This window comes from Polaribacter litoreus (assembly GCF_054584775.1).
In genome coordinates, this window is sequence record NZ_JBTLRD010000010.1 from 139,049 (window position 1) to 164,289 (window position 25,241).

Here is a 25,241-nt window from a genome sequence, read left to right on the forward strand (position 1 = left end):
TAAAAAGGTTAAACTTCTTTTAAAGTACTTTTTTGAATGATTTTAACAAAATCTTCTTGGGTGCTCACTCCTTTATCTTTGTTATACCAAACTTGTAAATCTTGTTTAAATTGCGCATCTAAAACGCCATGTGCTGCCTTATAATCTGCAACAATTTTAGCAGCAACAGTTGGTCTAGGACCCCAAGTATCTATCACGTTAAGGTTACTATCTAAAGCAATTAATTTTGGTATAGATCTGCCACCATTTGTTAAAAATAAATCCATTAAAGCTAAATTATCATCGCGTAAAACTAATTTTAGGTTGATGTTTTCATTTAATTCAGCCATTTTATGAAGTATAGGTAAATTTTGTGCGGCATCACCACACCAACCTTCGGTAATTACTAGCCAAGTTTGTGGGGTTACAACTTTTTGAATTTCTTGGGTAGTTTCTTCAGTAATTTTAATGGTTTTATCCAAACGCTTCATTCTTCTGTCATTCAACATGCTGTAGTTTGTCAAATCTTCAGATTGATTGGGGCCAGTAGATTTACCTTGGTCTAATAAACTTTTTACTAAATTTCTATATTCTTGGTAAGTATAGGTGTTTGCTAAACTTTGTTTTATAATTTCTTTCATAATTTTAATGCTAAATACATACTTTTAGACGTAAATTTAGCACAAACTTACAGTTTCTTAATCTGTTGAATAATGACTTTTGTCATTGATTCTAAATCAAACTGATGTTGCCAGTTCCAGTCTTTTCTGGCTTGAGAATCATCAATAGATGAAGGCCAACTATCTGCAATTTTTTGTCTAAAATCTGGTTGATATGTAATTTCAAACTCTGGGATATGTTTTTGAATTTCTTGAGCAATTTCTTTAGGAGTAAAACTCATAGCCGCCAAATTATATCCATTTCTAATTTTTATAGTATCGGATTCTGCTTGCATTAATGCAATGGTTGCGTTAATGGCATCCTCCATATACATCATTGGCAAGCACGTATTTTCAGATAAAAAACATTGGTACTTTTTTTCTTTTAACGCTTTAAAATAAATATCTACAGCATAATCTGTAGTACCTCCACCAGGTTTTGTTTTCCATGAAATAATACCTGGGTAACGTAAGCTTCTAACATCTACACCGTATTTTTTGTGGTAATAATTACACCAAAACTCACCAGAAACCTTGCTAATTCCGTAAACTGTAGTGGGTTCCATTACTGTTTTTTGAGGTGTATTATGTTTAGGTGTTGTTGGGCCAAAAACAGCTATAGAGCTTGGCCAATATATTTGTTGTATGTGTTTTTCTTTGGCTAAATCTAATACAGCCAAAAGCGAGTTCATGTTTAAATTCCAAGCTTTTTGTGGATGATTTTCAGCAGTTGCAGATAGCATTGCTGCCAATAAATATACCTGAGTAACATTATATTTTTGAACTACTTTTAAAATAGATAATTTATCAGTAGCATCAATAATTTCAAATGGGCCAGAGCTCATCATTTGCTCATTACCTTTTCTAATGTCAGAGGCAATTACTTGCGTATTTCCATACAAAAAACGTAATTTTTGAGTAAGCTCAGTGCCTATTTGTCCGCTTGCGCCTAAAACAAGAATACATGTTTTCATGCTTATAAATTATATATTTAACAACAACAAAGGTAATTAATTTTAGTATTCGTAATTAAAGTTTCTAAAAACATTTGTTTATTATGAAATCAAAAAATATAATGCAGTAAAAATTAAGATTTCAATAAGAGTATTACGCTTTAAAATTGTTTATTTTTACAACATAAAATTTAGTTTTGAAAGCCTACATATCACTTATAATCTCACTTATTATTTTTTCTTGTGATCAAAAACAAGATCAAGCAAAACCAGACGAAAAAGTAAAACCACTTTTAAGTGTGGTTAAAGAGCATTTGCCTGTAAAACCTGTAAACCCAATGTATGTTGCAGAAATAGAAAATTGGGAAGAGTTAAAAGCTGTAGATAACTTTTTAGGCAGATTTAAAAAAGTGTCCGCTAACGAAATACTAAGTAATGCTTTAGAATTAAAGGGTTTGGCGAAAAATTTAAAGGATAATGTAAAATTAGAACAATTTAATGTAGCCTCTTTTAAAGCAAGAATTAATATATTTTATAACGAAACCTTACGCTTGGCAGATATGACTACAATAAGGGCTATAACTGCAGCTGAAGTTCATCAACAAACAGAAAAAATTATCGATGCGTTTTCTGCAGTAAATGCTAAAGTAAATACCATTTTTTCTAAAAAACGCTTTGAAGACGAAATAGAAATTGATGTTAAATTTATAGGTTTAGATTCTACAAAAATAGACAGTATAACCCGTAAAAGTTTGAATAAAAATCTAAAGATAAAACCGAGAAACTGATGAATAAATTAAAAGTCATTTTTTTGTTATTTGTTTGTATAATAACATCTGCATCTATAAATGCACAACAATCAACATCATCAGCAGTAAAAGAAGCAACTAAAAATAAAATTAATACACTTTTAAACGATTGGCATTTGGCTGCATCAGAAGCTAATTTTAATAATTATTTTGATAAAATGGATAGTGTTTCTGTTTTTATTGGCACAGATGCTACAGAAAATTGGACCAAGACTGCTTTTGAAAAATTTAGCAAACCGTATTTTGACCAAGGTAAAGCATGGGATTTTAAAACCCTAGAACGTAATATTTACATAAATAGCACAGGTAATTTTGCTTGGTTTGATGAGTTGTTAAATACCTGGATGGGTACTTGCAGAGGTTCTGGAGTTTTAGAAAAAAAGGAGAATGTATGGAAGATAAAACAATATGTGTTGTCTGTAAGCATACCTAATGATGATGTGCAGAAAGTAATAGCTGCCAAAAAAGAAAATGATGCTGCTTTTTTAAAAAAGTTTAATTAACGTGAGTACAATGTAACTTCTTTGGTCTAAATAAGGGGTATTGAGTTAAAAATTAAATTGTTGTTATTTTTAATTTTAAAATGCAGAATCTACTCTAAAATTTTGGTGGGTAAACCATCTATACTGGTTTGGTTTTTTTCTGTCCAATAGTCTTTAATTTCTTTTTTTCCTTTGGATGCTGCCCAATCATTTAACTCTTCTCTTTCTCCTTTATATTCATAAAACGGAATAGACATTCCGCAAGAAGTTTGTGCAGAATCTACAGTAATATCAAAAATTTGACGTGTTCCAGGAGTTTCTGGAAATAGTTTTATCAATTCATCCCAAGAAGCATCACCTTCTTTAATTTCTTTGCCTTTTCCATACAAACGTAAAATATTGGGTGCTTTTTCAAAAGAGCAAAACATAATAGTAATACGTTTGTTTTCTAACAAATGTGCAGCAGTTTCATTGCCACTTCCAGTAACATTTAACCATAAAACTCGGTTTTCACTCATCACCCTAAAAGAATCCATCCCTTTTGGAGACAAGTTGATTCTGCCAGAATTTGGAGCGGTTGCTACAAAAAATATTTTTTGATTTGCGATAAATTTTTGAAGTCTTGAGGTGATTTTTGTATAGAATTTTGACATGTTTAGGATTTAAAATTGTCTATAAAGTCTTTTTTATATTTCTGACCTAAAGGTATTTTATTTGATTGAATTAAAATCATATTTCCTTCAATATAATCAATCTTATTCTTATTAATAATATAAGATTTATGCACTTGTTTAAAAAGTGTTTTTGGCAATTCAGTATACATGTTTTTCAACGTTTTGTAAACGATAAGAAAATGAGCAGAAAAATGAACTTTGATATAATCTCCCAAACTTTCAACATACAAAATATCATCTACTTTAATTTGATGCAACCTTTTGTTAGATTTTATAACAATATTATCTGTATTTAAATCTTGTAATATGTTAACTTTAGAAATGGCTTGCACAAAACGTTCAAAAGAAAAAGGCTTTAATAAATAATCTGTAGCATCTAAATCAAAACCGGCTAAGGCGTATTCTGAATAAGCAGTTGTAAAAATTACTTTTGGTGGATTTTGCAATGATTTATAAAAAGAAATACCAGAAAGTTGAGGCATATTAATATCTAAAAAAAGCAAATCAATACTTGTGTTTTTTAAATATTCTAGGGCTTCTAAAGCATCATTACAAACCTGTTTTAAATCTAAATAATCTATTTTATTGATAAAAGATTTTAGTACATTTTGAGAAGAGGGTTCATCATCAATTATAATACAACGTATTTTCATAATCGTAAATCTATTGTAAGGTTTACAGTAAAAACATCATTATTAATTTCTGTTTTAAATAAGTGTTTTTCTGGATATATCAATGCTAAATTTTCTTGAATATTTTTTAATCCAACACCCTTATAATCAGTATTATTTAAGTTGATTTTTTCTTTAAAGTTATTCGAAATTTTAAATACAAGTTGATTTTTGTTTTCACATAAATCTATTTTCACAAAAGGATTTTCAACACCACTTTTTAAACCATGTTTAAAACTGTTTTCTATTAAGGGTAGCAATAACATGGGGTAAATTTCTAACTGCTCATTCACATTATAATCAAAACTAATTTTTGAGTTTTTTGTATGTCTGTTTTTTTCAAAAGCAATGTAATTTTTAATCAAATCAATTTCTTTTTGCAACGAAATTTTATCGGTTTCTACATCATAAATTACATAACGCAAAATGTCGGAAAGCTGTAGAATAGCATGAGTAATTTCTTCTTTTTTGTCAATCGCTAAAGAATATAATACGTTTAGCGAATTGAATAAAAAATGAGGGTTAATTTGTCCTTTTAAATAATACAATTGATGCTCAATTTCTTGTTTTTCTGCCTTTAGAACTTGGTTTTCTACTTTATTTAAATACACCCAATCTTCAGCCAATTTAGATAAGGTAGAAAGTATAAAAAAGATAAAAAAGATAAAGTAAATTTCTATTTTATTATGATAACTAATAAAGTAATAATCTGTAAAAAAGCCATTTACAATGGTTTCAAAAAACAATGAATTTAACTCAGAAAAAACAATGAGGTTCAAGATAAAAAACACGCAAAACAAAATGTTTTTTTCTTTTTTTAAAAACTTAGGAACTAAAACATATAAGTTTATACAAACAGGGATGCATAAAGTTACTACAAAGCAAATGGTATAGATATAATCTATTTTTTCTAGAGTTGTTCTTCCTGAAAAAAGAAATAATAAAATAACAAAAGAACATACCCATAATATAGTATTAAATATCAATATATTATGAGAATTGGTCCTGTTTAATATTAACTTATTCGCTATCACTGGTTTTGCTTAAGGTGAATTTTGTTGAGGTATCCCATTTCTCTTCGTCTTTAGAATTCATATATTTTTCAATAAATTTTTCTAAATCTTTAGAGGTTGCCGTTAATAAATATTTGTTTTTTAAGGTGCCTATTTTTTTATGCTTAATCTTTATTTTCTTTTCTTTAAAAAGGGTTTCAATTTTATCTTCATCTAACCATCTTACATCAATTTTACCGTTTTTTTGTACGTCGTATTTAACCAGACTATGTGTGTAAATGAGGTGACTTTCTAATAAATGATTGATATCATCTTGATATTCTAAAGGATAAAAATCTAAAAAAGTTTGATTGTTAATTTTAAAAGGAGTTGCTAAAAACAATGCTTCTTCTCCTTTAAATTCTCTTTGTATATAATAACTGTTTTTGTATTCTTTATACAACTGCAAGTCATCTTTTTTCATTTTTTCTACAGGATTATTTTTTGTGATTTCATCTCTAAAACGAACCACTGTCCAAACCCCTTTTTTAGAATCTGTCCATTTTCCTATAAAACGATTGTCGTAAGAAATGGTTTTTTTGGTGTAAAAAGGATTTAATGATTTTACAACACAAGAGCTTAAAAAAAGGATACTAATACCAAATAAAATGGAGTTTCTAATTTTCATGATAATCAAATTTATAATTATTTGATACAAATGACCAAAAGATTGGAAGGTTTTAAAAGTATTTTAGACAAACATCAATTTTTTCTCGGCAAAAACACTTAAATTAATATCTTTAGCAAAATATTTTTCTTCATGGAATACGGATTTCTTTCAGTTTTACCACCAATATTAGCTATTATTTTAGCGTTAAGAACCAAACAAGTATATATTGCTTTGTTATTCGGAATTTGGTTTTCTTGGTTCATTGTAAAAGGTTGGAACCCTTTAGAAGGAACTTTAGCCATGATAGAAGGTATGGTTAACGTTTTTCAATCGAAAGGAAATACAAGAACCATTATTTTTAGTGCTTTGGTTGGTTCTTTGCTGGTATTTATTCAATATTCTAGAGGTGTAGAAGGTTTTATCAATTTTATCAACAAAAAATTGGTAAAATTAGAAGCAAAGAAATCGGGATATAGTAGAGTTATGGTTCAAATTTTGGCAACGCTTACAGGATTGTTATTGTTTGTAGAAACCAGTATTTCCTCTTTAACAGTTGGTACTTTATATAGACCAATTTTTGATAAATTAAAAATTCCTAGAGAAAAACTGGCTTACATTGCAGATTCAAGTTCTGCGCCTTCATCAATCTTAATTCCTTTTAATGCTTGGGGAGCATTTATTATGGGTTTGTTGTTAACACAAGGTATAGAAAAACCGTTTTCGGTGATGTTAGCCTCTATTAAATATAACTTTTATCCACTTTTAGCAATCGGAATTTTATTCTTCATCATCTTATCAAAAAAGGATTTTGGATTGATGAAAAAAGCAGAAAAAAGAACTAAAGAAATAGGTTTGTTAATGAACGAAGGTTCTAAACCAATGATTTCTGATGAGGTAACTTCTTTTCCGCCAAAAGAAGGTATAGAGGCCAAAGCGTATAATATGATTGTGCCACTTTTGGTGATGGTTTGTATGATGCCAATTAACTTAATTTATACAGGTTGGGATGCTGTAAAAGAAGCAACCTCATTTTTAAATCACGCTTCTTTAGCCCTTGGTGAAGGTTCTGGTTCATCATCGGTTTTATATGCAGTAATTACGGCTATTTTAGTAGCAATTATGATGTATTTTGTTCAAGGTATTTTAAAACCAAAAGAAGCCGTAAACCTAACTTTAAAAGGAATTAGCGAATTAATGCCTTTGGCTTTGTTAATGTTATTGGCTTTTGCTATTGGTGATGCTTGTAAAGTTTTAGATACTGGTAATTACGTAGCAAATATTACAGAAAGTTGGTTATCACCAGAATTGTTACCAGCTGTTGTTTTTGTGGTGAGTTCTTTTATTGCATTTTCTACAGGAACTTCTTGGGGTACTTTTGCAATTATGTTGGCAATTTCAGTACCAATGGCTAATATTCATAATGCAGATTTAACGATTGTTGTTGCTGCAACTTTAGGAGGAGGAATTTTTGGAGACCATTGTTCGCCAATTTCAGATACTTCAATTATTTCATCAATGGCTTCTGCTAGTGATCATATAGACCATGTTAAAACACAATTGCCTTATGCTTTATTTGGAGGAATAATTACGACTATTTTGTATTTAATTATTGGGTTTTTGAGGTAAAATTTAATTATATAAAATTATTTTGAAAGTTGAAAAAAAATATTTTGATCAAATTAATAGCTTAATAGATAAATATCAAAAACAAAAAAAAGATGATAGATTTAATATTTTTTATGCTTTGCATAAAGAACATGATGAAGTAAATCTTCATTCACGTTTTATATCATATTTACTATCTAATGATTCTGGCCATCAGAAAGGAAACACTTTTAAAAAGCTGTTTTTTGAGATAGTATTGCATCTAGATTTCATAAAAGGTTTTGAGGTTATTCCAAACGAATTTAATAAAACTGAATTTAAAGAGATAGATATTTTACTTTTTAATAAAACAGATAATCATGGAATTATAATTGAAAACAAAATCTATGCTAAGGACAGTAATCATAAAAACAAGATTGAAGGTTATAATGGACAATTGGAAAGATATTACAATACATTAATTAAGGGTACTCCAATTGATAATGAATTAGAAATTAATTCTGAGCCCATTAAAAAGATTGAATTTAAAAAACATAAATTCATTTGCAAGACTGTAGATATTTATTATTTGACTCTGAACAAACCAAAGAAGGAAAATTTTAATTTAAGTTTAGGGAATACCTTAAAAAAAGAAGATGTTACAATAGTATATTATAAAAATGAAATAGTTGATTGGCTAAATAAATGTTTAGAAACTTTAGAAAATGATTTTTTTATTCATAAAATTATTAAACAATACTTAATTCTAATAAAAAATATGACAAAGACAAATATACCTTATAACGAATTAAATGAATTGAGAGAATTATTTTCTAAAGAGTTGAAATCTACAAAGTACATCGTAGAAAATTTTAAACATATAAAATGGCATACTGTAGACTCTTTTCTTAATGAATTAAAAAATTCTTTAAAGTTAAAAGGATTGGAAAATGTAAAATTATACCCATTACAAGAAGAAGAAAGATTAAAAAATTTAGAAGAATTAACTCATTTTAATAATGACATTAATATGGGCGTCTTTTTTGAAGTTAATAAATTAGTTTTCTATATCAGTACTTTAAACAATTTAAGTTGGGGAATTGTTGAGACTGAAAAATGGAAAGACTTTTCACACAATACTTTACAAAATATAAGGTTTTCAGATTTTTCTACGGAGAATACTTACAATTTAATAGATAAAAGTAAATCTAAAGAAGCAATAAATAATATCATTGAAGAAATTTTAGATGATGTAATAAATTAATTTTGATTAATCTAACCAGCCAAAACTCCACGTTTATTTAGCTCAGTTATCATACGTAAAGCACCTTCTTTAATGGTGTTTGCTTCGAAGATGAATGTTTTTTCATACAATGTATTTCCTTCAAAAAAAGTAACTTGAAAACGATTATTTAATTTGAATAATTCAGGTTGAATTAATTCAATCTTAGCAAAAGAATTTGCAGGTAATTTGTCCAATTTTTTACGCAATAAAGAAGTGGTTTTCGTATCAGAAAAACCTTGAGAAACAATCACAAGCATTTCTAAATCAACATTTTTTTTATTGATGATGTATACATTCCAATCGTCTGTTTTATAAATATCATTGTATTCATAAACAACAGCCATTTCTACGTTTGTAACTTCTGGTATTTGGATATCTTTTTTCATAAGCCCACTTTCTCCCAATTGGAGATATTGTTTAGTAATATGTTTTCTATAAACTGCTTTTAAAATATTTAAAAAGTTTTGTCATTTCGACTTTATGGAGAAATCTAAAATTGATTAAAAGAAAAAAATCAAGATTTCTCAACTTCACTGTGTTTCGTTCGAAATGACAAACAAAATAATTACGATCAATAAAAATATCCACAAACTTTGTAGTTCCTTCCCTTTGGGAAGGCTAGGATGGGCTTCTTTAGATTATTGATTTAAATTGCTCTAAAAAACGCTTATCATTTTCATAAAACATTCTAATATCTGGTATTTGGTATAACAACATTGCAATACGTTCTATACCCATTCCAAAAGCGTAACCAGAATATTTTGTAGGATCTATGTTTGCATTTTTCAACACATTTGGGTCTACCATTCCACAACCCATAATTTCTAACCAACCAGTACCTTTTGTAATTCTGTAATCAGTTTCAGTTTCTAATCCCCAATAAATATCTACTTCTGCACTTGGCTCTGTAAACGGAAAATAAGAGGGTCTTAATCTAATTTTAGATTTACCAAACATCTCTTTTGTAAAGTATAAAAGCGTTTGTTTTAAATCAGCAAAAGAAACATCAGTATCTATATATAAACCTTCTACTTGATGAAAAATACAATGCGCTCTTGCAGAAATATCTTCGTTTCTAAAAACTCTTCCTGGAGAAATAGTTCTAATAGGTGGCTCATTATTTTCCATGTAGCGCACTTGCACAGAAGAAGTATGTGTACGCAATAAAATATCTGGATCTTGTTCTATAAAGAACGTGTCTTGCATATCTCTTGCAGGATGATATTCTGGTAAATTTAAAGCAGTAAAGTTATGCCAATCGTCTTCAATTTCTGGTCCTTCAGAAACTGTAAAACCAATTCTATTAAAAACTTCAATAATTTGGTTTTTTACTAAAGATATTGGATGACGAGATCCTAATTCAATAGGTTCAGAAGGTCTGGTTAAATCACCATAAACTCCTTTTTCTTCTATGGCACTTTCTAAAGATTCGTTTAATGCTGCAACTTTACCTTCAGCAGCATTTCGTAATCTATTTAAAGCTTGTCCTAAATCTTTTTTTAGTGATGCATCAACATTTCTAAATTCAGCAAATAAACCTTTAAGTAAACCTTTGCTACCCAAATATTTAATTCTGAATGCTTCTACTTCCTCTTTTGTGGTTGCTTTAAAAGCATCAACATCGCCAATCAATTCTTTTACTTTATCTAACATTTTAAAATAAAATTTAGACCACAAATTTAAACTTTTTTAGAGAGTTTAAGATTGTATTTTAAAAGAAAAGATTTGAGTAAGCGAAATCGATTGAAATAAGGGTTTTAAAAAAAATTAAGAAAACTTTTTTATTTTGCCATATTTAAAATTAACTATCTTTGCAGGGTTAAATTTTTATTAATATCACAAAAAAATATGGAGGAAAGTATTAAATCCAAAATTGATGGTTTTATGGACTTGGTAAAACAACGTAATGGACATGAACCAGAATTTTTACAGGCTGTACAAGAAGTAGCAGAAACTGTAATTCCTTATATCATTGATAATGATATTTATTTCGGGAAAAACGTTCTTTTAAGAATGGTAGAGCCTGAACGGTTAATTTCTTTTCGAGTTTGCTGGGTAGATGATGATGGAGAAATTCAAGTAAACAGAGGTTATAGAGTACAGATGAATTCTGCAATTGGTCCATATAAAGGTGGTTTGCGTTTTCATCCTACAGTAAATGCTAGTATTTTAAAGTTTTTAGCTTTTGAACAAGTATTTAAAAACTCTTTAACAACATTACCTATGGGTGGTGGTAAAGGAGGTTCTGATTTTGATCCTAAAGGAAAATCAGACAACGAAATTATGCGTTTTTGCCATGCTTTTATGACAGAATTATTTAGACACATTGGCCCAAGTACAGATGTGCCTGCTGGAGATATTGGCGTAGGTGCTAGAGAAATTGGTTTTATGTTTGGTATGTATAAAAAACTAAATAACGAGTTTACAGGTGTTTTAACAGGTAAAGGTCAATCTTGGGGAGGTTCTTTAATTAGACCAGAAGCTACAGGTTATGGAGCTGTATATTTTGCAGACAATATGCTAAAAGTTAAAAACGATTCTTTTAAAAATAAAACAGTTGTAATTTCTGGTTCTGGAAACGTAGCACAATATGCTGCAGAAAAAGCCATAGAATTAGGTGCAAAAGTAGTTACATTATCAGATTCTAGTGGTTATATTTATGATGAAGAAGGTATAGATGGCGAAAAGTTAAAGCACGTTATGTATTTAAAAAATGAAAAACGTGCTAGAATTAGTGAGTATTTAGAAAAATACCCGAATGCTAAATATGTAGCAGGAGATAGACCATGGTCTGTTAAATGCGATATTGCTTTGCCTTGTGCAACTCAAAACGAGTTAAATGGAGAAGAAGCAAAAACATTAATAAAAAATGGTTGTATGTGTGTTTCTGAAGGTGCAAATATGCCTTCTACACCAGATGCTATGCATGCATTTCAAAATGCAAAAATTTTATTTGCACCAGGAAAAGCGAGTAATGCTGGGGGAGTAGCTACGTCTGGTTTAGAAATGAGTCAAAATGCACTAAGAATGAGCTGGACTCGTAAAGAAGTAGATGAAAAACTAAAAGATATTATGGAAGATATTCATGACTCTTGTGTAGAATATGGTAAAAATGAAGATGGCTCTATAGATTATGTTAAAGGAGCAAATATTGCTGGTTTTGTAAAAGTTGCAGACGCAATGTTAGCACAAGGAATTATCTAAGAAATCTTTTTTGAGTTATTATATGTTGTAAACGCATCAATTTATTGATGCGTTTCTTTGTTTCTTTGCTATATAATAACAAACCATGACCTTTATTTTCTGCTTACTTTTGGGTTTTGTAATTGCTGCAATGGGTAGCATTACACCTAGTTTTTTAAATTTAACTGTAGTAAAATATAGTTTAAGAAATGGCAAAAAACCTACTTTTTACTTAATTGCTGGTTATGCAACAGTATTGTTTTTTCAGGCAAATTTAGGGGCTTATTTGGCCAATATTTTAATGAAAAACTCAGAATATATCACCTTAATTCAACAAATAGGAACAGGTATATTATTTCTATTATCTGTTAATTTTTTTCGAGTTTATTATTCATCCAAAGAGCAAAAAAAGGAAAAAGAAATTCCGAAATCAAAATCTTATTTCTACGGAATTCTAATGTCGTTGTTAAATATGATGGCCATTCCTTTTTACTTTACGTTTATATCGCTTTTAATTGGTTTTGAGTATTTTAACTACAGTTATTTAAATGCGTTTTATTTTTCAATTGGTTCTACAATTGGTTCTTTTACGCTCTATACAATTTATGCTATTGTTGCTAAAAATATAGAACACAACCTAACCTTTATAGCATCTAAGATGGATTTTATCTTAGGATGTTTAACCGGTTTTGTAGCTATTGGTAACTTAATTTATCTATTCAATAAATAATAATAATCACCCAACGTTTTAATGATTAGTGCATTTATCTATTTTTAAGTTTTATTGCAGCTTGTTTTGGTAACTTTACTATATTTAAACTTGTTATATAATTATTTCTGATGAAAATACTTAAAAATATAATTGTTGATGGCATTCATCAAAAACCAATTGTTACGGATGTTTTTTACAATCCAAATAATCAACCTAAAAAAGTAGTTATTTTTTGTCATGGTTATAAAGGCTTTAAAGATTGGGGACCTTGGAATTTAGTAGCAGAACATTTTGCAAAAGCCGGTTTTTTCTTTATAAAATTCAATTTTTCTCATAATGGAGGCACCATAGAGCAGCCTATAGATTTCCCAGATTTAGAAGCATTTGGAAACAACAATTACACCAAAGAATTAGACGATTTACATTCGATTATTGATTGGATTTCTACTGAAAACACGTATAAAAACGAGGTTAATATTGATGATATTTCTTTGATCGGTCATAGTAGAGGAGGAGGAATTGTGTTATTAAAAGCTAATGAAGACAATCGTGTTAAAAAAGTAGTAACATTAGCAGCAGTTTGCGATTTTGGCAAAAGAAGCTCAACGATTGGCGATTTAGAAAACTGGAAAAAAAACGGAGTTAAATTCGTTGTTAATGGAAGAACAAATCAGCAAATGCCTCATTTTTATCAGTTTTATGAAAATTATAAGCTAAATGAAGCTCGTTTAAGTATTCCAAATGCAGTTAAAAATTTAGATATTCCACAATTAATTATTCACGGAAATAAAGATGATGCTGTTTTTATATCAGAAGGAGAAAATCTAAAAAAATGGAATCCAGAAGCACAATTTAAGGTAATAGAAAACGCAAATCACGTGTTTAATGTTTCTCATCCTTGGCATAAAAATGAATTAACCAAAGAGTTAAAAGAAGTAGTAGAAATTTCTATTGATTTTTTACAATAAAGTGTTTTTTATAATTAAAATAGTTCTTTATTTTAACAAGATTGCTATAAAAACTCGCAATTAAAAACACTAACTTTTTTGTAAATTCGAAAGATGGAATTACAACCTCCTTTTCGTAAAATTATTCATGTAGATATGGATGCGTATTATGCATCTGTAGCGCAATTAGATAATCCTGAATTAAAAGGAAAAGCCATTGCTGTTGGTGGAGGAGGAGATAGAGGTGTAGTTTCTGCTGCAAGTTACGAAGCACGTAAATTTGGTGTAAAATCTGCAATGAGCAATGTTTTGGCCAAGCAGAAATGCCCACATATTATTTTTGTGAAATCCGATTTTGCTAGGTATAAAGAACTCTCTTCGAAAATTCGAGAAATTTTTTACGATTACACAGATTTGGTAGAACCTTTGTCTTTAGACGAAGCTTATTTAGATGTTACCGAAAACAAAAAAGGAAATCCGTCTGCCAATGATATTGCCAGAGAAATAAGACAGCGCATTTACAACGAAATTGGTTTACGAGCATCTGCAGGTATTTCTATTAATAAATTTATTGCAAAAGTTGCTTCGGATATCAATAAACCCAATGGACAAAAAACAGTTCATCCAGATGAGGTAATTCAATTTTTAGAAGAATTGCCTGTCAATAAATTTTATGGAGTGGGTAAAGTTACTGCTGCAAAAATGTACAATTTAGGCATTTTTGTAGGCAATGATCTAAAGCAAAAATCATTAGAAGAACTTACAAATCTCTTTGGTAAATCTGGTAAACATTATTACAATATTGTAAGAGGTATTCATAACAGCCCAGTAAAACCAAACAGAATCAGAAAATCTGTTGGTGCAGAACGTACTTTTTTTGAGAATATATCATCAGAAATTTTTATGTTAGAAAAACTAGAAAATATTGCTGATGAAATTGAAAAACGAATGCTAAAATCGAATACCAAAGGCAAAACCATCACCCTAAAAATTAAATATTCCGATTTTACACAACAGACCAGAAGTAAAACTGTTGATCATTTTATGAGCACTAAAAAGGAGTTTTTTCCTATTGTAAAAGAATTGCTTTTTCAAGAGAAATTAAAAAATTCAGTTCGTTTATTAGGTATTTCTTTTGGCAATTTAAATACAGTAATTAAAGAACCAGTTTGGGTTCAATTAAAATTTGAATTTTAAGACACATTTACCTGCAAGGTTTTGAAAACATTGTAGGTTTAACTCAAAAAAGATGAAAATAGTTAGAACAAATTCAGAAAACCAAGACTTTATAAATCTAGTAAAAAAGCTAGATGCGTATCTAAAAATTACAGATGGAGATGAACATGACTTTTACAATCAATTTAATAATATCGATGTTCTAAAAAATGTGGTTTTAATTTATTTAAATGATATTGCTGTGGGTTGTGGAGCCATTAAAAAAATGGATAATTCTGCTGTAGAAGTAAAACGAATGTTTGTTTCTTCGGATAAAAGAGGCAAAGGAATTGCTCAAATAATACTCACTGAATTAGAGGTTTGGGCAAAAGAATTGGGCTATAAAAAGTGTATTTTAGAAACAGGTAAAAGACAAGTTGAAGCCGTAAATTTTTATCATAAATGTAAGTATAAGGTAATTCCAAATTATGGACAATATGCTAAAATGGAAAACAGTATTTGTTTTGAAAAAGAGCTTTAAATTATAAACCATTTAGACCTCACAGGTTTCTAAAACCTGTGAGGTCTAGAGGATAAAAAAACAATAATGAATTATAGCTATTGGGAATTAAAAGAATGGTTTACAAACCTCGATTTTACAATTGTGGGTAGTGGAATTGTGGGCCTAACTTGTGCTTTAGAACTTAGAAAAAAGCATCCAAAAGCTAAGATTTTAATTCTAGAAAAAGGAATGTTACCTCAAGGAGCAAGTACTAAAAATGCAGGTTTTGCTTGTTTTGGCAGTTTATCTGAACTAATAGACGATTTAAATTCGCATACAGAAGATGAGGTTTTTAATTTAGTTAAAAAACGCTGGGAAGGTTTACAACTTTTAAGACGAAATTTAGGTGATGCAACCATCGATTTTCAGCAAAATAAAGGTTTTGAATTGTTTAAAAATCAGGCTTTATTTGAAAACTATTTATCAAAAAAAGACGAAATAAATAAGTTGCTAAAACCCATTTTTAAAGAAGATGTTTTTTCTGTTTCTGATAATATTTTCGGATTTCAAAAAGTGCATCAAAAATACATTGTCAATCAATTTGAAGGTCAGATTGATACTGGAAAAATGGCAAGTCAGTTGCTTTTAAAAGCACAAAAAAACGGAATTAAAATCCTGAATAATATCACCTTAAAAAGTTTTGAGGAAAATAACAGTCAAGTAGATTTAAAGACCGATAAAATCAACTTTAAAACCAAACGCCTTTTTATTTGTACCAATGGTTTTGCAAGTCAATTATTAAACGAAAAAGTAAAACCTGCAAGAGCACAAGTTTTAATTACAAAACCGATTAAAAATTTACAGATTAAGGGCACTTTTCATTTAGATAAAGGGTATTATTATTTTAGAAATATAAACGATAGAATTTTATTTGGTGGTGGCAGAAACCTCGATTTTAAAACAGAAGAAACTACAGCGTTTGGGCAAACAAAAATAGTTCAAAACGAATTAGAACGGATTTTAAAAGAAACCATTTTACCCAATACAAAATTTGAAATTGAACACAAATGGAGTGGAATTATGGGTGTAGGAAATCAGAAAAATGCCATTGTAAAACAAGTTTCTAATACTGTTTTTTGTGGTGTGCGTTTAGGAGGAATGGGCATTGCTATTGGTAGTTTAGTGGGCAAAGAATTGGCAGAATTAGTTGAGTAAATTTTTTAGAAAACATTAATATTGAGTGTTTTAAATATTTGAAATTTTTATTTTAAGATAAATTTTTACTAAATTGGTAACCTAAAACAATCCCCCAATGTTAAAACGTTCCCTTTATTTCGTTCTATTTTGCCTTTCCAGTACTATTTTTTCTCAAGAATGGCAGCAAAATTCTAGTCAAGCTTTATTTTCAGTAAAAAAACTCGGTATCAACGTTGTTGGTAATTTTAATGATGCCAAAGTGTACACCAATTTTAATTCTAATGATTTAGAGAATAGTTACATCAACTTAAAAATTAGAGTAAAATCAATCTCTATGGGAAAAAAGAGTAGAGATAAAATGATTTTAAACAGAAAGTATTTTTTTGAAAAGAATTATAAATTTATCCATTTTAAATCGTCAAGAATTGTGAAAAGAAAAAATGGTGATTTGTACCTTATTGGAATTCTAAAAATTAAAGGAATTGCAAAAAAAGTTCAAATTCCTTTTGAAGTTTCAGAAGATGATCAAAAAATTATCATCAAATCTAACTTTAAAATCAAGAGAAAAGATTTTAATCTTGGAGAAAACGACGTAAGTTTGTCTAAATCTGCAAAAATAGCAGTAGAATTTACAGGAACAACATAAAATTTGATAAAAAGTAGCTATTTTGATGTTATAATAATAGGTGGTGGTTTAGCAGGATTATGCAATGCCATTCATTTATCAAAATTTGATAAAAATGTTTTATTGATAGAAAAAAATAGCTATCCAAAACACAAAGTTTGTGGCGAGTATATTTCTAACGAAGTCTTACCTTATTTATCTTTTTTAGAGATAGATCCTTTTAATTTTGGTGCTGTAAAAATTGATAATTTTAAATTATCAACCACAAACAATAACGTGATTTCTGCAAAATTACCTCTTGGTGGATTCGGAATTTCTAGGTACACTTTAGATTTCGAATTGTATAAAAAAGCCATTAAAAACGGAGTTACCTTTCTGCAAGATACTGTAATTAATATTGCTTACAATGATGCTGTTTTTTCGATAGAAACCAAGGAAAACAAAACATTTACAGCTACAATTGCAATTGGTGCTTTTGGCAAAAGATCTTTATTAGATGTGCAAATGAAGCGCAATTTTATCCAAAAAAAATCACCTTATTTGGGTGTAAAAATTCATGTAAAAGGCAATTTCCCTAAAAATTTAGTGGCGCTTCATAATTTTAAAGGCGGTTATTGTGGAGTTTCTAAAGTAGAAAACAACGCAATAAACTTGTGTTATATTACCAATTTTTCATCCTTTAAAAAGCATAAGAATATTAATGATTTTCAAAATTCAGTAGTTTATCAAAATCAATTTTTGAGAGAAATTTTTAAGAATACAACTCCAATTTGGAACAAACCATTGTCTATCAGTCAAATTTCATTTGAAACCAAAAAACCAATTGAACATCATATTGTAATGTGTGGCGATTCTGCAGGAATGATTCACCCACTTTGTGGAAATGGAATGAGTATGGCCATACAATCTGCACAAATAGCATCAAAACTCATTCTAAATTACTTAAATGATGAAAATGCATCAAGAAATGAGCTAGAAAAACTATATCTTAGACAGTGGAACAAACAATTTAAATGGCGTTTAGAAGCAGGGCATTTTATTGCAAGGTTATTCAGAAATGATAAAATAGCCAACATGCTGCTACAAATAATTCGTAGAATGCCTTTTTTATTGCCTATAATTATTAAACAAACGCACGGAAAACCAATCAAGGTCTAATGGAATTTTTTATCAGCACAAAACAAAGAACCGACAAAGAAGAAATTATGGACGATTTTTCTATTGGAGGTGATTTGTTACGTGATACTTTAAATAAATTAGAGAATATAAACCGTTGGTTAGGTGGGAATAAAGTAACCTTAAAGGGGTTAAAATCTGTTCTAAAAAATTATCCAAAAGCGCAAGAAATTACTATTGTAGATATTGGTTGTGGCCATGGCGATATTTTAAGAGATGTGGCTAAATTTGGTAGAAAACATCATTATAATTTTAACCTATTAGGTGTTGATGCCAACCCAACAGCCATTGCATATGCTAATGAATTGTCGTCAGAATTCGATGAATTACGTTTTAAAACCCAAGATATTTTTTCTGAGGAGTTTAAAACTCAGCAATTTGATGTAGTATTAGCCACCTTGTTTTTGCATCACTTTAAAGAAAAAGAACTCATTTCTTTTTTAGGAAATACGCTAAAACAAACTAGAATTGGTATCGTGGTTAATGATTTACACAGACATAAATTAGCGTATTACCTGTTTATGTTGTTGTCTGTTTTTATTAAAAATAAAATGATAATTGAAGATGGATTAACCTCTGTTTTAAGAGGTTTTAAAAGACAAGATTTGAGAAGAATATCATTAAAGATAAATAGGGAATCTCAAATTTATTGGAAATGGGCATTCCGTTTTCTTTGGATAATAAAGAACCCAAAATCTAAAGTTTAATATTCGAAGTTTATAAAAAGAACGATATAATTAGAAAAATTAAAGGAGTTTTTTTATTTGTAAAAATTAGTGAAATTCCTGTCATAGTATTATGAGTGTAAAAATAACATCAGTAGCCAAACAGCTACCTAAATATTATAGAGAAACAAAAGATATTATTCCGTTTGTAGCACTCTGGATGCAAAATCAAGAAACGCGTTTTCAAAGAAAAGTAATTAAATTGTTTGAAGGAGCTGGTGTAAATAAGCGCTATTCCATTATGAATCCTGAAGAAGTTTTTACGGCAACATCTTTCGAAGAAAAAAACAACATTTATCAAAGAGAAGTAACACAATTAGCAGAAAAATCGCTTCAAAAATCATTAGAAAAAGCAAATTTAAAACCAACTGATTTAGATTACATTATAACTGTAAGTTGCACAGGAATTATGATTCCATCTGTAGATGCATATCTCATCAATTCTTTAGGCATGAAGCAAAATATTGTGCGTTTGCCTGTAACAGAAATGGGTTGTGCAGCTGGAGTTTCTGGAATTATTTATGCTAAGAATTTTTTAAAAGCAAACCCAAATAAACGAGCAGCAGTGGTTGCTGTAGAAGCGCCAACAGCTACCTTTCAATTAGATGATTATTCCATGACCAATATTGTAAGTGCTGCTATTTTTGGTGATGGAGCATCAAGCGTTATTCTTTCTTCTTTTGATGAAGATTTAGGACCTAAAATTATAGACGAAGCCATGTATCATTTTTACAATGCTACACATATGATGGGTTTTAACTTGGTAAATTCAGGTTTACAAATGATTTTAGATAAGGAAGTTCCTCAAAAAATATCAGATCATTTCCCTGCAATTATTCATCCGTTTTTAGAAAAAAACAATTTAACTATTGGCGATATTGACCATTTAATTTTTCATCCAGGAGGAAAGAAAATTGTACAAACTGTAGAAGATTTATTTGGAGTTTTAGGTAAAAATATAAATGACACCAAAGAAGTGTTGCGTTTGTATGGAAATATGTCTAGTGCAACCGTTTTGTATGTTTTAGAACGATTTATGGATAGAAATCCGAAAAAAGGAGAACGTGGTATTATGCTAAGTTTTGGTCCAGGATTTTCTGCACAACGTATTTTGTTAGAGTGGTAACAATTTATTGTCATTCTGAACTTGTTTCAGAATCTTATTAAATTATCAAAATGAAACAATCAGAAATTATAAAACACCTTCCATATTCTAACCCATTTTTATTTGTTGATGAATTGACAGAAATAAATGAAAATGGAATAACAGGAAGTTATACTTTTCATAAAGACGCTTATTTTTATAAAGGTCATTTTAAAGATAATCCAATTACACCTGGTGTTATTTTAACAGAAACTATGGCACAAATTGGTGTAGTTTGTTTGGGTATTTATTTGATAAAAGATGAAATTTTATTAAAGAAAGATTTACAAATTGGGTTGACTTCAAACCAAATAGATTTCTATCTCCCAGTTTTACCCAACGAAAAAGTAACCGTAATTTCTGAAAAAATGTATTTTAGATTCAACAAGCTAAAATGCAAAGTAAAAATGTTAAATTTCAAAGGCGAATTGGTTTGTAGAGGTGAAATTTCAGGAATGGTTATCGCAAAGTAACTAGTTATCCTTTGAGTGATTCTGATTTTTTATCAGAATTGTATAGAGAATATATTTATAAGTAGATTCCTTTTAATTCGTGGAAATCTGTGAAATCTGTGTCAAAAATGAAAAAGTCTGTGTCAAAAAATAGAGTCGTTATAACAGGTTTAGGAGTAGTTGCCCCAAATGGAGTAGGACTAGCTGCTTTTTCTAAAGCCATTAAAACGGGTAAGTCAGGAATTACGTTTCATCAAGCATTAAAAGACAAAGGCTTTTCATGTTGTATAGGTGGAATTCCAGAAGTTTCTGAAGAAAAAAAGTTAGAATATTTATCACCTTTACAATTACGAGGTTTCAATTCAACTTCCATTTTATACGGATGTATGGCAGCAATAGATGCTTGGAAAGATGCCGGTTTTATGGTTGATGAACATTCGAAAACAGACTACAGTTCAGGGTTAATTTTCGGAACAGGAACATCAGGAATAGAGAAGTTTAGAGAATCTATTTACAAAATTGATGATCAAAAAGTAAGACGCTTAGGAAGCACATCTGTAGTGCAAACCATGGCAAGTGGTATTTCTGCATATTTAGGTGGAATTTTAGGGCTTGGGAACCAAGTTACCACAAATTCATCTGCATGTACAACAGGTACAGAAGCTTTGTTGTTGGGTTTTGAGCGTATACAGTCAGGCAAGGCTAAAAGAATGTTGGTAGGTAGTTCTAGTGATAGTAGCTTGTACACTTGGGGAGGTTTTGATGCGATGAGAGTGATGACATACAAGCATAATGAAACTCCAGAAAAAGGGTCTAGACCAATGAGTGCAACAGCATCTGGCTTTGTGCCAGGAAGTGGAGCAGGAGCTTTGGTTTTAGAATCTTTAGAAAGTGCTTTAGAAAGAAATGTAACGATTTATGCTGAGGTGTTAGGAGGAAATATAAATTCTGGAGGACAACGAAATGGAGGTACTTTAACGGCTCCAAATGCTGAAGCTGTGCAAAAATGCATTATAGATGCAGTTGTTGATGCAAAGATTAAACCCTCTAAAATTGATGTGATTAACGGGCATTTAACAGCAACTTCTAAAGATGCTTTAGAAATTGAAAATTGGACAAAAGCGTTGCAAAGAAAAGGAAATGATTTTCCTTTTATCAATTCTTTAAAATCGCAAGTAGGGCATTGTTTAGCAGCTTCTGGAGCCATAGAATCTGTAGCTTCTGTATTACAAATTAAAGAACAATTTGTGTTTCCAAATATCAACTGTGAAGATGTACATCCAGAGATTTCTAAATTGATTGCTGTTCATAAAATTCCAACAAAAAGTGTAGAAACAAACATTAACATTTTAGCAAAAGCAAGTTTTGGTTTTGGTGATGTAAATGCATGTGTTATCTTTAAAAAATATTCTAAAATTTGATAAAAAAGACCTCACAGGTTTTTTAAAACCTGTGAGGTCTGAATAGAATTTAAATAAAATGACAAAACAAGAAATCATACAAAAATTAACCACAATTGTAAAACCTTATGTACAAAACGAAGAAGGTTTTAAAAACATCAATGAAAATACAGATTTTATCAAAGATTTAGAAATAAACTCTGCGAATTTAGTAGATATTATTTTAGATGTAGAGGATGAATTTGATATACAGATTGATAATGATTCTATGGAACAAATGCTTTCTGTAAAAGCTACTGTTGAAATTATTCAGACTAAAATGAGTGCTTAATGATTGGTAATGACATTGTAGATTTACAACTCGCAAAAAGTCAAAGCAATTGGCAACGAAAAGGTTTTTTAGCAAAACAATTTACAGTTTACGAACAAAAACAAATTTTAAATTCAGAAAACTCTTTTTTAAAAGTTTGGTTATTTTGGTCTATGAAAGAAGCTGCTTATAAATGTTATACTCAAAAGTTTCAAAAACGATTTTTTGCACCGTTAAAATTTTCATGTAAAATTGTAAATAATACATTAGGTATTGTAAAAGTTGAAACTCAAAAATATTATATAAATTATAGTATAACAGATGATTATGTATATTCTATAGCGCAAGAATATCAATATAAAAAAATGGTTTCTAATTTGTTTTTTATCAACAAAAATGAGCATCAATCTCAAAAAATAAATCAGAGATTATTAGCTTTTTTTGATAAAAAAGTACAGCTTCAAAAAAATGATTTAGGTATTCCATATTTATATAAATATGACATGAAATTACCAATTTTTATCTCTACCACGCACCACGGAAATTATGGTGCTTTTGTAATTTATTACGTGTAGTTTAGAAATTTTTAATTTAAATTAAGATTTCTCCATTTTAGTCGGAATAACATTCGTTTCAAAGACTAAAAATTATAATATATCAATAATCAGTGGTTTTTAAAGCGAACTCACGTTGATTAAGGATTTGTAGACCATAGAGAAGCGTTTTTAAGCATGGCTCTTCTTGGAAGTTTTAAGCCAGCGACTATTAATTCTGCAAAATCTTCTGGTTGTAGTACATTTTCAGAGCCTTTGGTTAACATCCCTAATTCAACTGTCATATCTGTTTCAATTGTACTTGGTGTTAGTGTATTTACTCTAATATTGTTTTTGCGTACTTCTTTCATTAAAGATTCAGACATCCCTATTACAGCAAATTTTGAAGCACAATATGCAGATATATTTGGGTTACCATTTAATCCTGCTGTAGATGAGATGTTAATAATATCGCCTTCGTTTTTATCTATTAAATGCGGTAAAACTTCTTTAGTTACATAATACATCCCCATTACGTTAGTTTGAATAATATTGCTCCATTGATCAACAGGCATATCGTTAAAAGAACCAATAGCAGCAATTCCTGCATTATTTACTAAAATATCTATACCCCCCAAGGTGTTTTTAATATTTGTAATATTGCTTTTTACTTCTTTGTAATTACCAACATCAAAAACGGCGTAAGTAGCTTTTACGCCAAGAGCTTCTATTTCTGTAACGGTTTCTTTTAATACACTTTCTGTTCTTCCTGTAATAGCAACATGAATTCCTTCTTTGGCAAAAGCAAGTGCAGTTGCTTTACCCAAACCTCTTCCACCTCCAGTTATAATTGCTGTTTTGTTGTTTAAATTTTCCATTTTTTTATTTTAATTATTTGTTGTCCAATAATCCATCACAAAAACATCGTCAATAATTGGCCCTACTTTTTTAACTAAATTTAAATGTGCCTTGTGAAAAAGATAAATTTCTCTGCCATGCTCATTATTAAAGGTTAAAGTAAAAGTATGTGTGAAACCTTTACTAGCTCCTTCAGTACTATCGTTTATACCCCATTCAATATTTGCAATATCAGGAATTTTGTTTTTAAGGTTTAAAAATGTTTGTACTGCTTCATCAATTTGAGCTTTGGTAGCTTCTGCTTTATACTTTAAGTTTACGATATGCCTTAACACTTTATCACCTCTTTTTATTTTAGGAGCAACAGTATAACTAACAATTTTTCCTAAATCAAACCTAAACGAACCCGCTATTAAAAAGTTTTTGTCTTTAATTTTATGAGATCTTAAGCCATAATAGATAGAAAAACCTGTTTCTAAATAATTGATTGGACTAAGAATACCTTGAGCGTTTAGGTGAAGTAGCTGAATGCTAGCATCATCTCTTGTGCCTACAGCTAGTATTGCTTGGTTTTGATCTGTTGATACAACTTCTATACGTGTTTGCCCTTGTAACTTTGTAGTTTTATCGTCTTTTAGAACATAATGAGGAACTAAAGCCCCTTTTTTATTTACTTTAAAAACACTAACGCCATCACCATGGTATACAAAATTAGGTCTTTTTATAAATCCACTTCTTTTGTAATATTTATGGTGCCTATGTCCTACAATAATATAATTATTGTTGTTCAAGGTTACCCCAGTTACAGGGTAGGTACCTGTTAAATATCTATCAGTAGTATTATCGCTAATGTTGTTAATATTTTTGAATTTACCATTTTCATAAACTCTAAAACTGCTTATTCCGTTGTCTTGAAAACCACCTGTGTATAGATAGGTTTTTCCTTTTATTTTATGAGAGTACATGCCTATAATTCCGTCTGTATGTATAGTTTCATTATCCTTCATAGACTGTACATGAGTAAGTTTTCCATCGTTTTGTATTTTGAAACTACTCAACCCAGGGGTTTCTTCTAAACCACCAATAAAAAGGTAAGATGCTTTTTTCATGTGAATTACTTGTAAAGTAATTGCAGTACCTAAATGTGTTTTATCTGTATCTTCAACTAAGGCAACACGTTTTAAAGATCCGTTATTTAATATTTTAAATGTTTCAATAACGTTACCATATTTGTTAGCTACAAAAAGAAAATCTGTGCCATTAATATGATCGGCAACCATTCCTCTTGCAGGCCCTTTTTGCATATGAAGTTCATGATTACTTATAGGTGTAAGAATGCCATCTTCACTCAAACTATAAACATCTATATTACCAATTCCACCTGCGTAAACATAATGAAAACCGTCTTTGTTATAAGTTGTAACAGAAACAGTATTCTTGCCAGATATGTTTTTGAAGTCTTTTCTATAAAGCATTAAATCATTTGTAACTTGCGAGAAAGTTATTTGAGATATTATTAATACGCTAAATAGAATGATATTTTTTATTCGATTCATAAATTTTA

General features: G+C 29.5%; 28 protein-coding genes. 18 read left to right on the top strand and 10 right to left on the bottom strand.

What is annotated here, in order from left to right:
- Positions 1-8: 8 nt before the first annotated feature.
- Positions 9-620 carry a thioredoxin family protein gene (locus ACW9UN_RS10635; RefSeq protein ID WP_459486241.1) on the bottom strand — a complete coding sequence of 204 codons (612 nt, stop codon included), beginning with the start codon at positions 618-620 and terminating at the stop codon, positions 9-11.
- Between the two features lie 47 nt (positions 621-667).
- On the bottom strand, positions 668-1,612 hold the full coding sequence (locus tag ACW9UN_RS10640; protein WP_459486242.1) for an NAD-dependent epimerase/dehydratase family protein: 945 nt from the start codon (positions 1,610-1,612) through the stop codon (positions 668-670).
- Between the two features lie 176 nt (positions 1,613-1,788).
- On the opposite strand from ACW9UN_RS10640, the gene ACW9UN_RS10645 reads away from it, so the two are divergent.
- Both ACW9UN_RS10645 and ACW9UN_RS10650 read left to right on the top strand, forming a co-directional pair.
- Positions 1,789-2,379 carry a hypothetical protein gene (locus ACW9UN_RS10645; RefSeq protein ID WP_459486243.1) on the top strand — a complete coding sequence of 197 codons (591 nt, stop codon included), beginning with the start codon at positions 1,789-1,791 and terminating at the stop codon, positions 2,377-2,379.
- On the top strand, positions 2,379-2,903 hold the full coding sequence (locus ACW9UN_RS10650) for a nuclear transport factor 2 family protein (protein WP_459486244.1): 525 nt from the start codon (positions 2,379-2,381) through the stop codon (positions 2,901-2,903). The genes ACW9UN_RS10645 and ACW9UN_RS10650 overlap by 1 nt, the downstream gene beginning before the upstream one ends.
- Before the next feature lie 89 nt (positions 2,904-2,992).
- On the opposite strand, the gene ACW9UN_RS10655 is transcribed toward ACW9UN_RS10650, so the two are convergent.
- The 4 genes from ACW9UN_RS10655 to ACW9UN_RS10670 form a co-directional block, all read right to left on the bottom strand.
- Positions 2,993-3,535, bottom strand: coding sequence for a pyridoxamine 5'-phosphate oxidase family protein (locus ACW9UN_RS10655; RefSeq protein ID WP_459486245.1), 543 nt, complete (start codon positions 3,533-3,535; stop codon positions 2,993-2,995).
- A 2-nt stretch (positions 3,536-3,537) separates the two neighbouring features.
- A complete protein-coding gene (locus ACW9UN_RS10660; protein ID WP_459486246.1) occupies positions 3,538-4,209 on the bottom strand; it encodes a LytR/AlgR family response regulator transcription factor in 672 nt (223 codons plus the stop codon).
- The gene (locus tag ACW9UN_RS10665; RefSeq protein ID WP_459486247.1) at positions 4,206-5,006 is read right to left on the bottom strand and encodes a sensor histidine kinase; all 801 of its coding nucleotides are present in this window, start codon (positions 5,004-5,006) and stop codon (positions 4,206-4,208) included. The genes ACW9UN_RS10660 and ACW9UN_RS10665 overlap by 4 nt, the downstream gene beginning before the upstream one ends.
- Before the next feature lie 241 nt (positions 5,007-5,247).
- Positions 5,248-5,907, bottom strand: a complete 660-nt coding sequence (locus ACW9UN_RS10670) for a hypothetical protein (RefSeq protein ID WP_459486248.1) — start codon at positions 5,905-5,907, stop codon at positions 5,248-5,250.
- Between the two features lie 132 nt (positions 5,908-6,039).
- On the opposite strand from ACW9UN_RS10670, the gene ACW9UN_RS10675 reads away from it, so the two are divergent.
- On the top strand, positions 6,040-7,515 hold the full coding sequence (locus ACW9UN_RS10675; protein WP_459486249.1) for a Na+/H+ antiporter NhaC family protein: 1,476 nt from the start codon (positions 6,040-6,042) through the stop codon (positions 7,513-7,515).
- Positions 7,516-7,537: 22 nt separating this feature from the next.
- Positions 7,538-8,737, top strand: coding sequence for a PD-(D/E)XK nuclease family protein (locus tag ACW9UN_RS10680; RefSeq protein WP_459486250.1), 1,200 nt, complete (start codon positions 7,538-7,540; stop codon positions 8,735-8,737).
- Positions 8,738-8,748: 11 nt separating this feature from the next.
- Here the strand turns inward: ACW9UN_RS10680 and ACW9UN_RS10685 are convergent, their stop codons facing one another.
- A complete protein-coding gene (locus ACW9UN_RS10685; protein WP_459486251.1) occupies positions 8,749-9,144 on the bottom strand; it encodes a hypothetical protein in 396 nt (131 codons plus the stop codon).
- Positions 9,145-9,391: 247 nt separating this feature from the next.
- Positions 9,392-10,411, bottom strand: coding sequence for a phenylalanine--tRNA ligase subunit alpha (gene pheS / locus ACW9UN_RS10690; protein WP_459486252.1), 1,020 nt, complete (start codon positions 10,409-10,411; stop codon positions 9,392-9,394).
- A gap of 195 nt (positions 10,412-10,606) precedes the next feature.
- Between pheS and gdhA the strand changes: the two genes are divergently transcribed.
- The 14 genes from gdhA to ACW9UN_RS10760 all read left to right on the top strand — a co-directional run bounded on the left by gdhA (position 10,607) and on the right by ACW9UN_RS10760 (position 22,861).
- Entirely contained in the window at positions 10,607-11,962 is a 1,356-nt protein-coding gene (gene gdhA / locus ACW9UN_RS10695) for an NADP-specific glutamate dehydrogenase (RefSeq protein ID WP_459486253.1), read from the top strand.
- 85 nt (positions 11,963-12,047) lie between these two features.
- Positions 12,048-12,671, top strand: a complete 624-nt coding sequence (locus tag ACW9UN_RS10700; RefSeq protein WP_459486254.1) for a LysE family translocator — start codon at positions 12,048-12,050, stop codon at positions 12,669-12,671.
- A gap of 110 nt (positions 12,672-12,781) precedes the next feature.
- Complete coding sequence (locus ACW9UN_RS10705) at positions 12,782-13,621, top strand: alpha/beta hydrolase family protein (RefSeq protein WP_459486255.1); 840 nt, start codon at positions 12,782-12,784, stop codon at positions 13,619-13,621.
- Between the two features lie 93 nt (positions 13,622-13,714).
- Positions 13,715-14,797 (top strand): DNA polymerase IV, encoded by a 1,083-nt coding sequence (gene dinB / locus ACW9UN_RS10710; protein WP_459486256.1) that lies wholly within the window; start codon positions 13,715-13,717, stop codon positions 14,795-14,797.
- 52 nt (positions 14,798-14,849) lie between these two features.
- Complete coding sequence (locus tag ACW9UN_RS10715; protein WP_459486257.1) at positions 14,850-15,296, top strand: GNAT family N-acetyltransferase; 447 nt, start codon at positions 14,850-14,852, stop codon at positions 15,294-15,296.
- Between the two features lie 66 nt (positions 15,297-15,362).
- Positions 15,363-16,472: an NAD(P)/FAD-dependent oxidoreductase gene (locus ACW9UN_RS10720; protein ID WP_459486258.1), complete on the top strand. Its 1,110-nt coding sequence runs from the start codon at positions 15,363-15,365 to the stop codon at positions 16,470-16,472.
- Positions 16,473-16,569: 97 nt separating this feature from the next.
- On the top strand, positions 16,570-17,100 hold the full coding sequence (locus ACW9UN_RS10725; RefSeq protein ID WP_459486259.1) for a YceI family protein: 531 nt from the start codon (positions 16,570-16,572) through the stop codon (positions 17,098-17,100).
- Between the two features lie 3 nt (positions 17,101-17,103).
- A complete protein-coding gene (locus tag ACW9UN_RS10730; RefSeq protein WP_459486260.1) occupies positions 17,104-18,237 on the top strand; it encodes an NAD(P)/FAD-dependent oxidoreductase in 1,134 nt (377 codons plus the stop codon).
- The gene (locus ACW9UN_RS10735) at positions 18,237-18,962 is read left to right on the top strand and encodes a methyltransferase domain-containing protein (protein ID WP_459486261.1); all 726 of its coding nucleotides are present in this window, start codon (positions 18,237-18,239) and stop codon (positions 18,960-18,962) included. The genes ACW9UN_RS10730 and ACW9UN_RS10735 overlap by 1 nt, the downstream gene beginning before the upstream one ends.
- A 91-nt stretch (positions 18,963-19,053) precedes the next feature.
- The gene (locus tag ACW9UN_RS10740) at positions 19,054-20,106 is read left to right on the top strand and encodes a type III polyketide synthase (protein WP_459486262.1); all 1,053 of its coding nucleotides are present in this window, start codon (positions 19,054-19,056) and stop codon (positions 20,104-20,106) included.
- Between the two features lie 50 nt (positions 20,107-20,156).
- Positions 20,157-20,597, top strand: a complete 441-nt coding sequence (locus ACW9UN_RS10745) for a 3-hydroxyacyl-ACP dehydratase FabZ family protein (RefSeq protein WP_459486263.1) — start codon at positions 20,157-20,159, stop codon at positions 20,595-20,597.
- Positions 20,598-20,704: 107 nt separating this feature from the next.
- Positions 20,705-21,997: a beta-ketoacyl-[acyl-carrier-protein] synthase family protein gene (locus ACW9UN_RS10750; RefSeq protein ID WP_459486264.1), complete on the top strand. Its 1,293-nt coding sequence runs from the start codon at positions 20,705-20,707 to the stop codon at positions 21,995-21,997.
- Between the two features lie 58 nt (positions 21,998-22,055).
- Positions 22,056-22,307: an acyl carrier protein gene (locus ACW9UN_RS10755; protein ID WP_459486265.1), complete on the top strand. Its 252-nt coding sequence runs from the start codon at positions 22,056-22,058 to the stop codon at positions 22,305-22,307.
- A complete protein-coding gene (locus tag ACW9UN_RS10760) occupies positions 22,307-22,861 on the top strand; it encodes a 4'-phosphopantetheinyl transferase family protein (protein ID WP_459486266.1) in 555 nt (184 codons plus the stop codon). Before ACW9UN_RS10755 ends, ACW9UN_RS10760 begins: the two co-directional genes overlap by 1 nt.
- A 119-nt stretch (positions 22,862-22,980) precedes the next feature.
- Here ACW9UN_RS10760 and ACW9UN_RS10765 read toward each other — a convergent pair whose 3' ends face one another.
- Positions 22,981-23,697 carry a 3-ketoacyl-ACP reductase gene (locus tag ACW9UN_RS10765; protein WP_459486267.1) on the bottom strand — a complete coding sequence of 239 codons (717 nt, stop codon included), beginning with the start codon at positions 23,695-23,697 and terminating at the stop codon, positions 22,981-22,983.
- Positions 23,698-23,706: 9 nt separating this feature from the next.
- On the bottom strand, positions 23,707-25,233 hold the full coding sequence (locus tag ACW9UN_RS10770; RefSeq protein ID WP_459486268.1) for a Dabb family protein: 1,527 nt from the start codon (positions 25,231-25,233) through the stop codon (positions 23,707-23,709).
- Between the last annotated feature and the right edge of the window lie 8 nt (positions 25,234-25,241).

Coding starts and splice junctions, on each gene's coding strand:
- ACW9UN_RS10635 (WP_459486241.1), bottom strand. CDS start 620: ATGAAAGAAATTATAAAACAAAGTTTAGCAAACACCTATACTTACCAA.
- ACW9UN_RS10640 (WP_459486242.1), bottom strand. CDS start 1,612: ATGAAAACATGTATTCTTGTTTTAGGCGCAAGCGGACAAATAGGCACT.
- ACW9UN_RS10650 (WP_459486244.1), top strand. CDS start 2,379: ATGAATAAATTAAAAGTCATTTTTTTGTTATTTGTTTGTATAATAACA.
- ACW9UN_RS10655 (WP_459486245.1), bottom strand. CDS start 3,535: ATGTCAAAATTCTATACAAAAATCACCTCAAGACTTCAAAAATTTATC.
- ACW9UN_RS10660 (WP_459486246.1), bottom strand. CDS start 4,209: ATGAAAATACGTTGTATTATAATTGATGATGAACCCTCTTCTCAAAAT.
- ACW9UN_RS10670 (WP_459486248.1), bottom strand. CDS start 5,907: ATGAAAATTAGAAACTCCATTTTATTTGGTATTAGTATCCTTTTTTTA.
- ACW9UN_RS10675 (WP_459486249.1), top strand. CDS start 6,040: ATGGAATACGGATTTCTTTCAGTTTTACCACCAATATTAGCTATTATT.
- ACW9UN_RS10685 (WP_459486251.1), bottom strand. CDS start 9,144: ATGAAAAAAGATATCCAAATACCAGAAGTTACAAACGTAGAAATGGCT.
- pheS (WP_459486252.1), bottom strand. CDS start 10,411: ATGTTAGATAAAGTAAAAGAATTGATTGGCGATGTTGATGCTTTTAAA.
- gdhA (WP_459486253.1), top strand. CDS start 10,607: ATGGAGGAAAGTATTAAATCCAAAATTGATGGTTTTATGGACTTGGTA.
- ACW9UN_RS10700 (WP_459486254.1), top strand. CDS start 12,048: ATGACCTTTATTTTCTGCTTACTTTTGGGTTTTGTAATTGCTGCAATG.
- ACW9UN_RS10705 (WP_459486255.1), top strand. CDS start 12,782: ATGAAAATACTTAAAAATATAATTGTTGATGGCATTCATCAAAAACCA.
- dinB (WP_459486256.1), top strand. CDS start 13,715: ATGGAATTACAACCTCCTTTTCGTAAAATTATTCATGTAGATATGGAT.
- ACW9UN_RS10715 (WP_459486257.1), top strand. CDS start 14,850: ATGAAAATAGTTAGAACAAATTCAGAAAACCAAGACTTTATAAATCTA.
- ACW9UN_RS10720 (WP_459486258.1), top strand. CDS start 15,363: ATGAATTATAGCTATTGGGAATTAAAAGAATGGTTTACAAACCTCGAT.
- ACW9UN_RS10725 (WP_459486259.1), top strand. CDS start 16,570: ATGTTAAAACGTTCCCTTTATTTCGTTCTATTTTGCCTTTCCAGTACT.
- ACW9UN_RS10735 (WP_459486261.1), top strand. CDS start 18,237: ATGGAATTTTTTATCAGCACAAAACAAAGAACCGACAAAGAAGAAATT.
- ACW9UN_RS10740 (WP_459486262.1), top strand. CDS start 19,054: ATGAGTGTAAAAATAACATCAGTAGCCAAACAGCTACCTAAATATTAT.
- ACW9UN_RS10745 (WP_459486263.1), top strand. CDS start 20,157: ATGAAACAATCAGAAATTATAAAACACCTTCCATATTCTAACCCATTT.
- ACW9UN_RS10750 (WP_459486264.1), top strand. CDS start 20,705: ATGAAAAAGTCTGTGTCAAAAAATAGAGTCGTTATAACAGGTTTAGGA.
- ACW9UN_RS10755 (WP_459486265.1), top strand. CDS start 22,056: ATGACAAAACAAGAAATCATACAAAAATTAACCACAATTGTAAAACCT.
- ACW9UN_RS10760 (WP_459486266.1), top strand. CDS start 22,307: ATGATTGGTAATGACATTGTAGATTTACAACTCGCAAAAAGTCAAAGC.
- ACW9UN_RS10765 (WP_459486267.1), bottom strand. CDS start 23,697: ATGGAAAATTTAAACAACAAAACAGCAATTATAACTGGAGGTGGAAGA.
- ACW9UN_RS10770 (WP_459486268.1), bottom strand. CDS start 25,233: ATGAATCGAATAAAAAATATCATTCTATTTAGCGTATTAATAATATCT.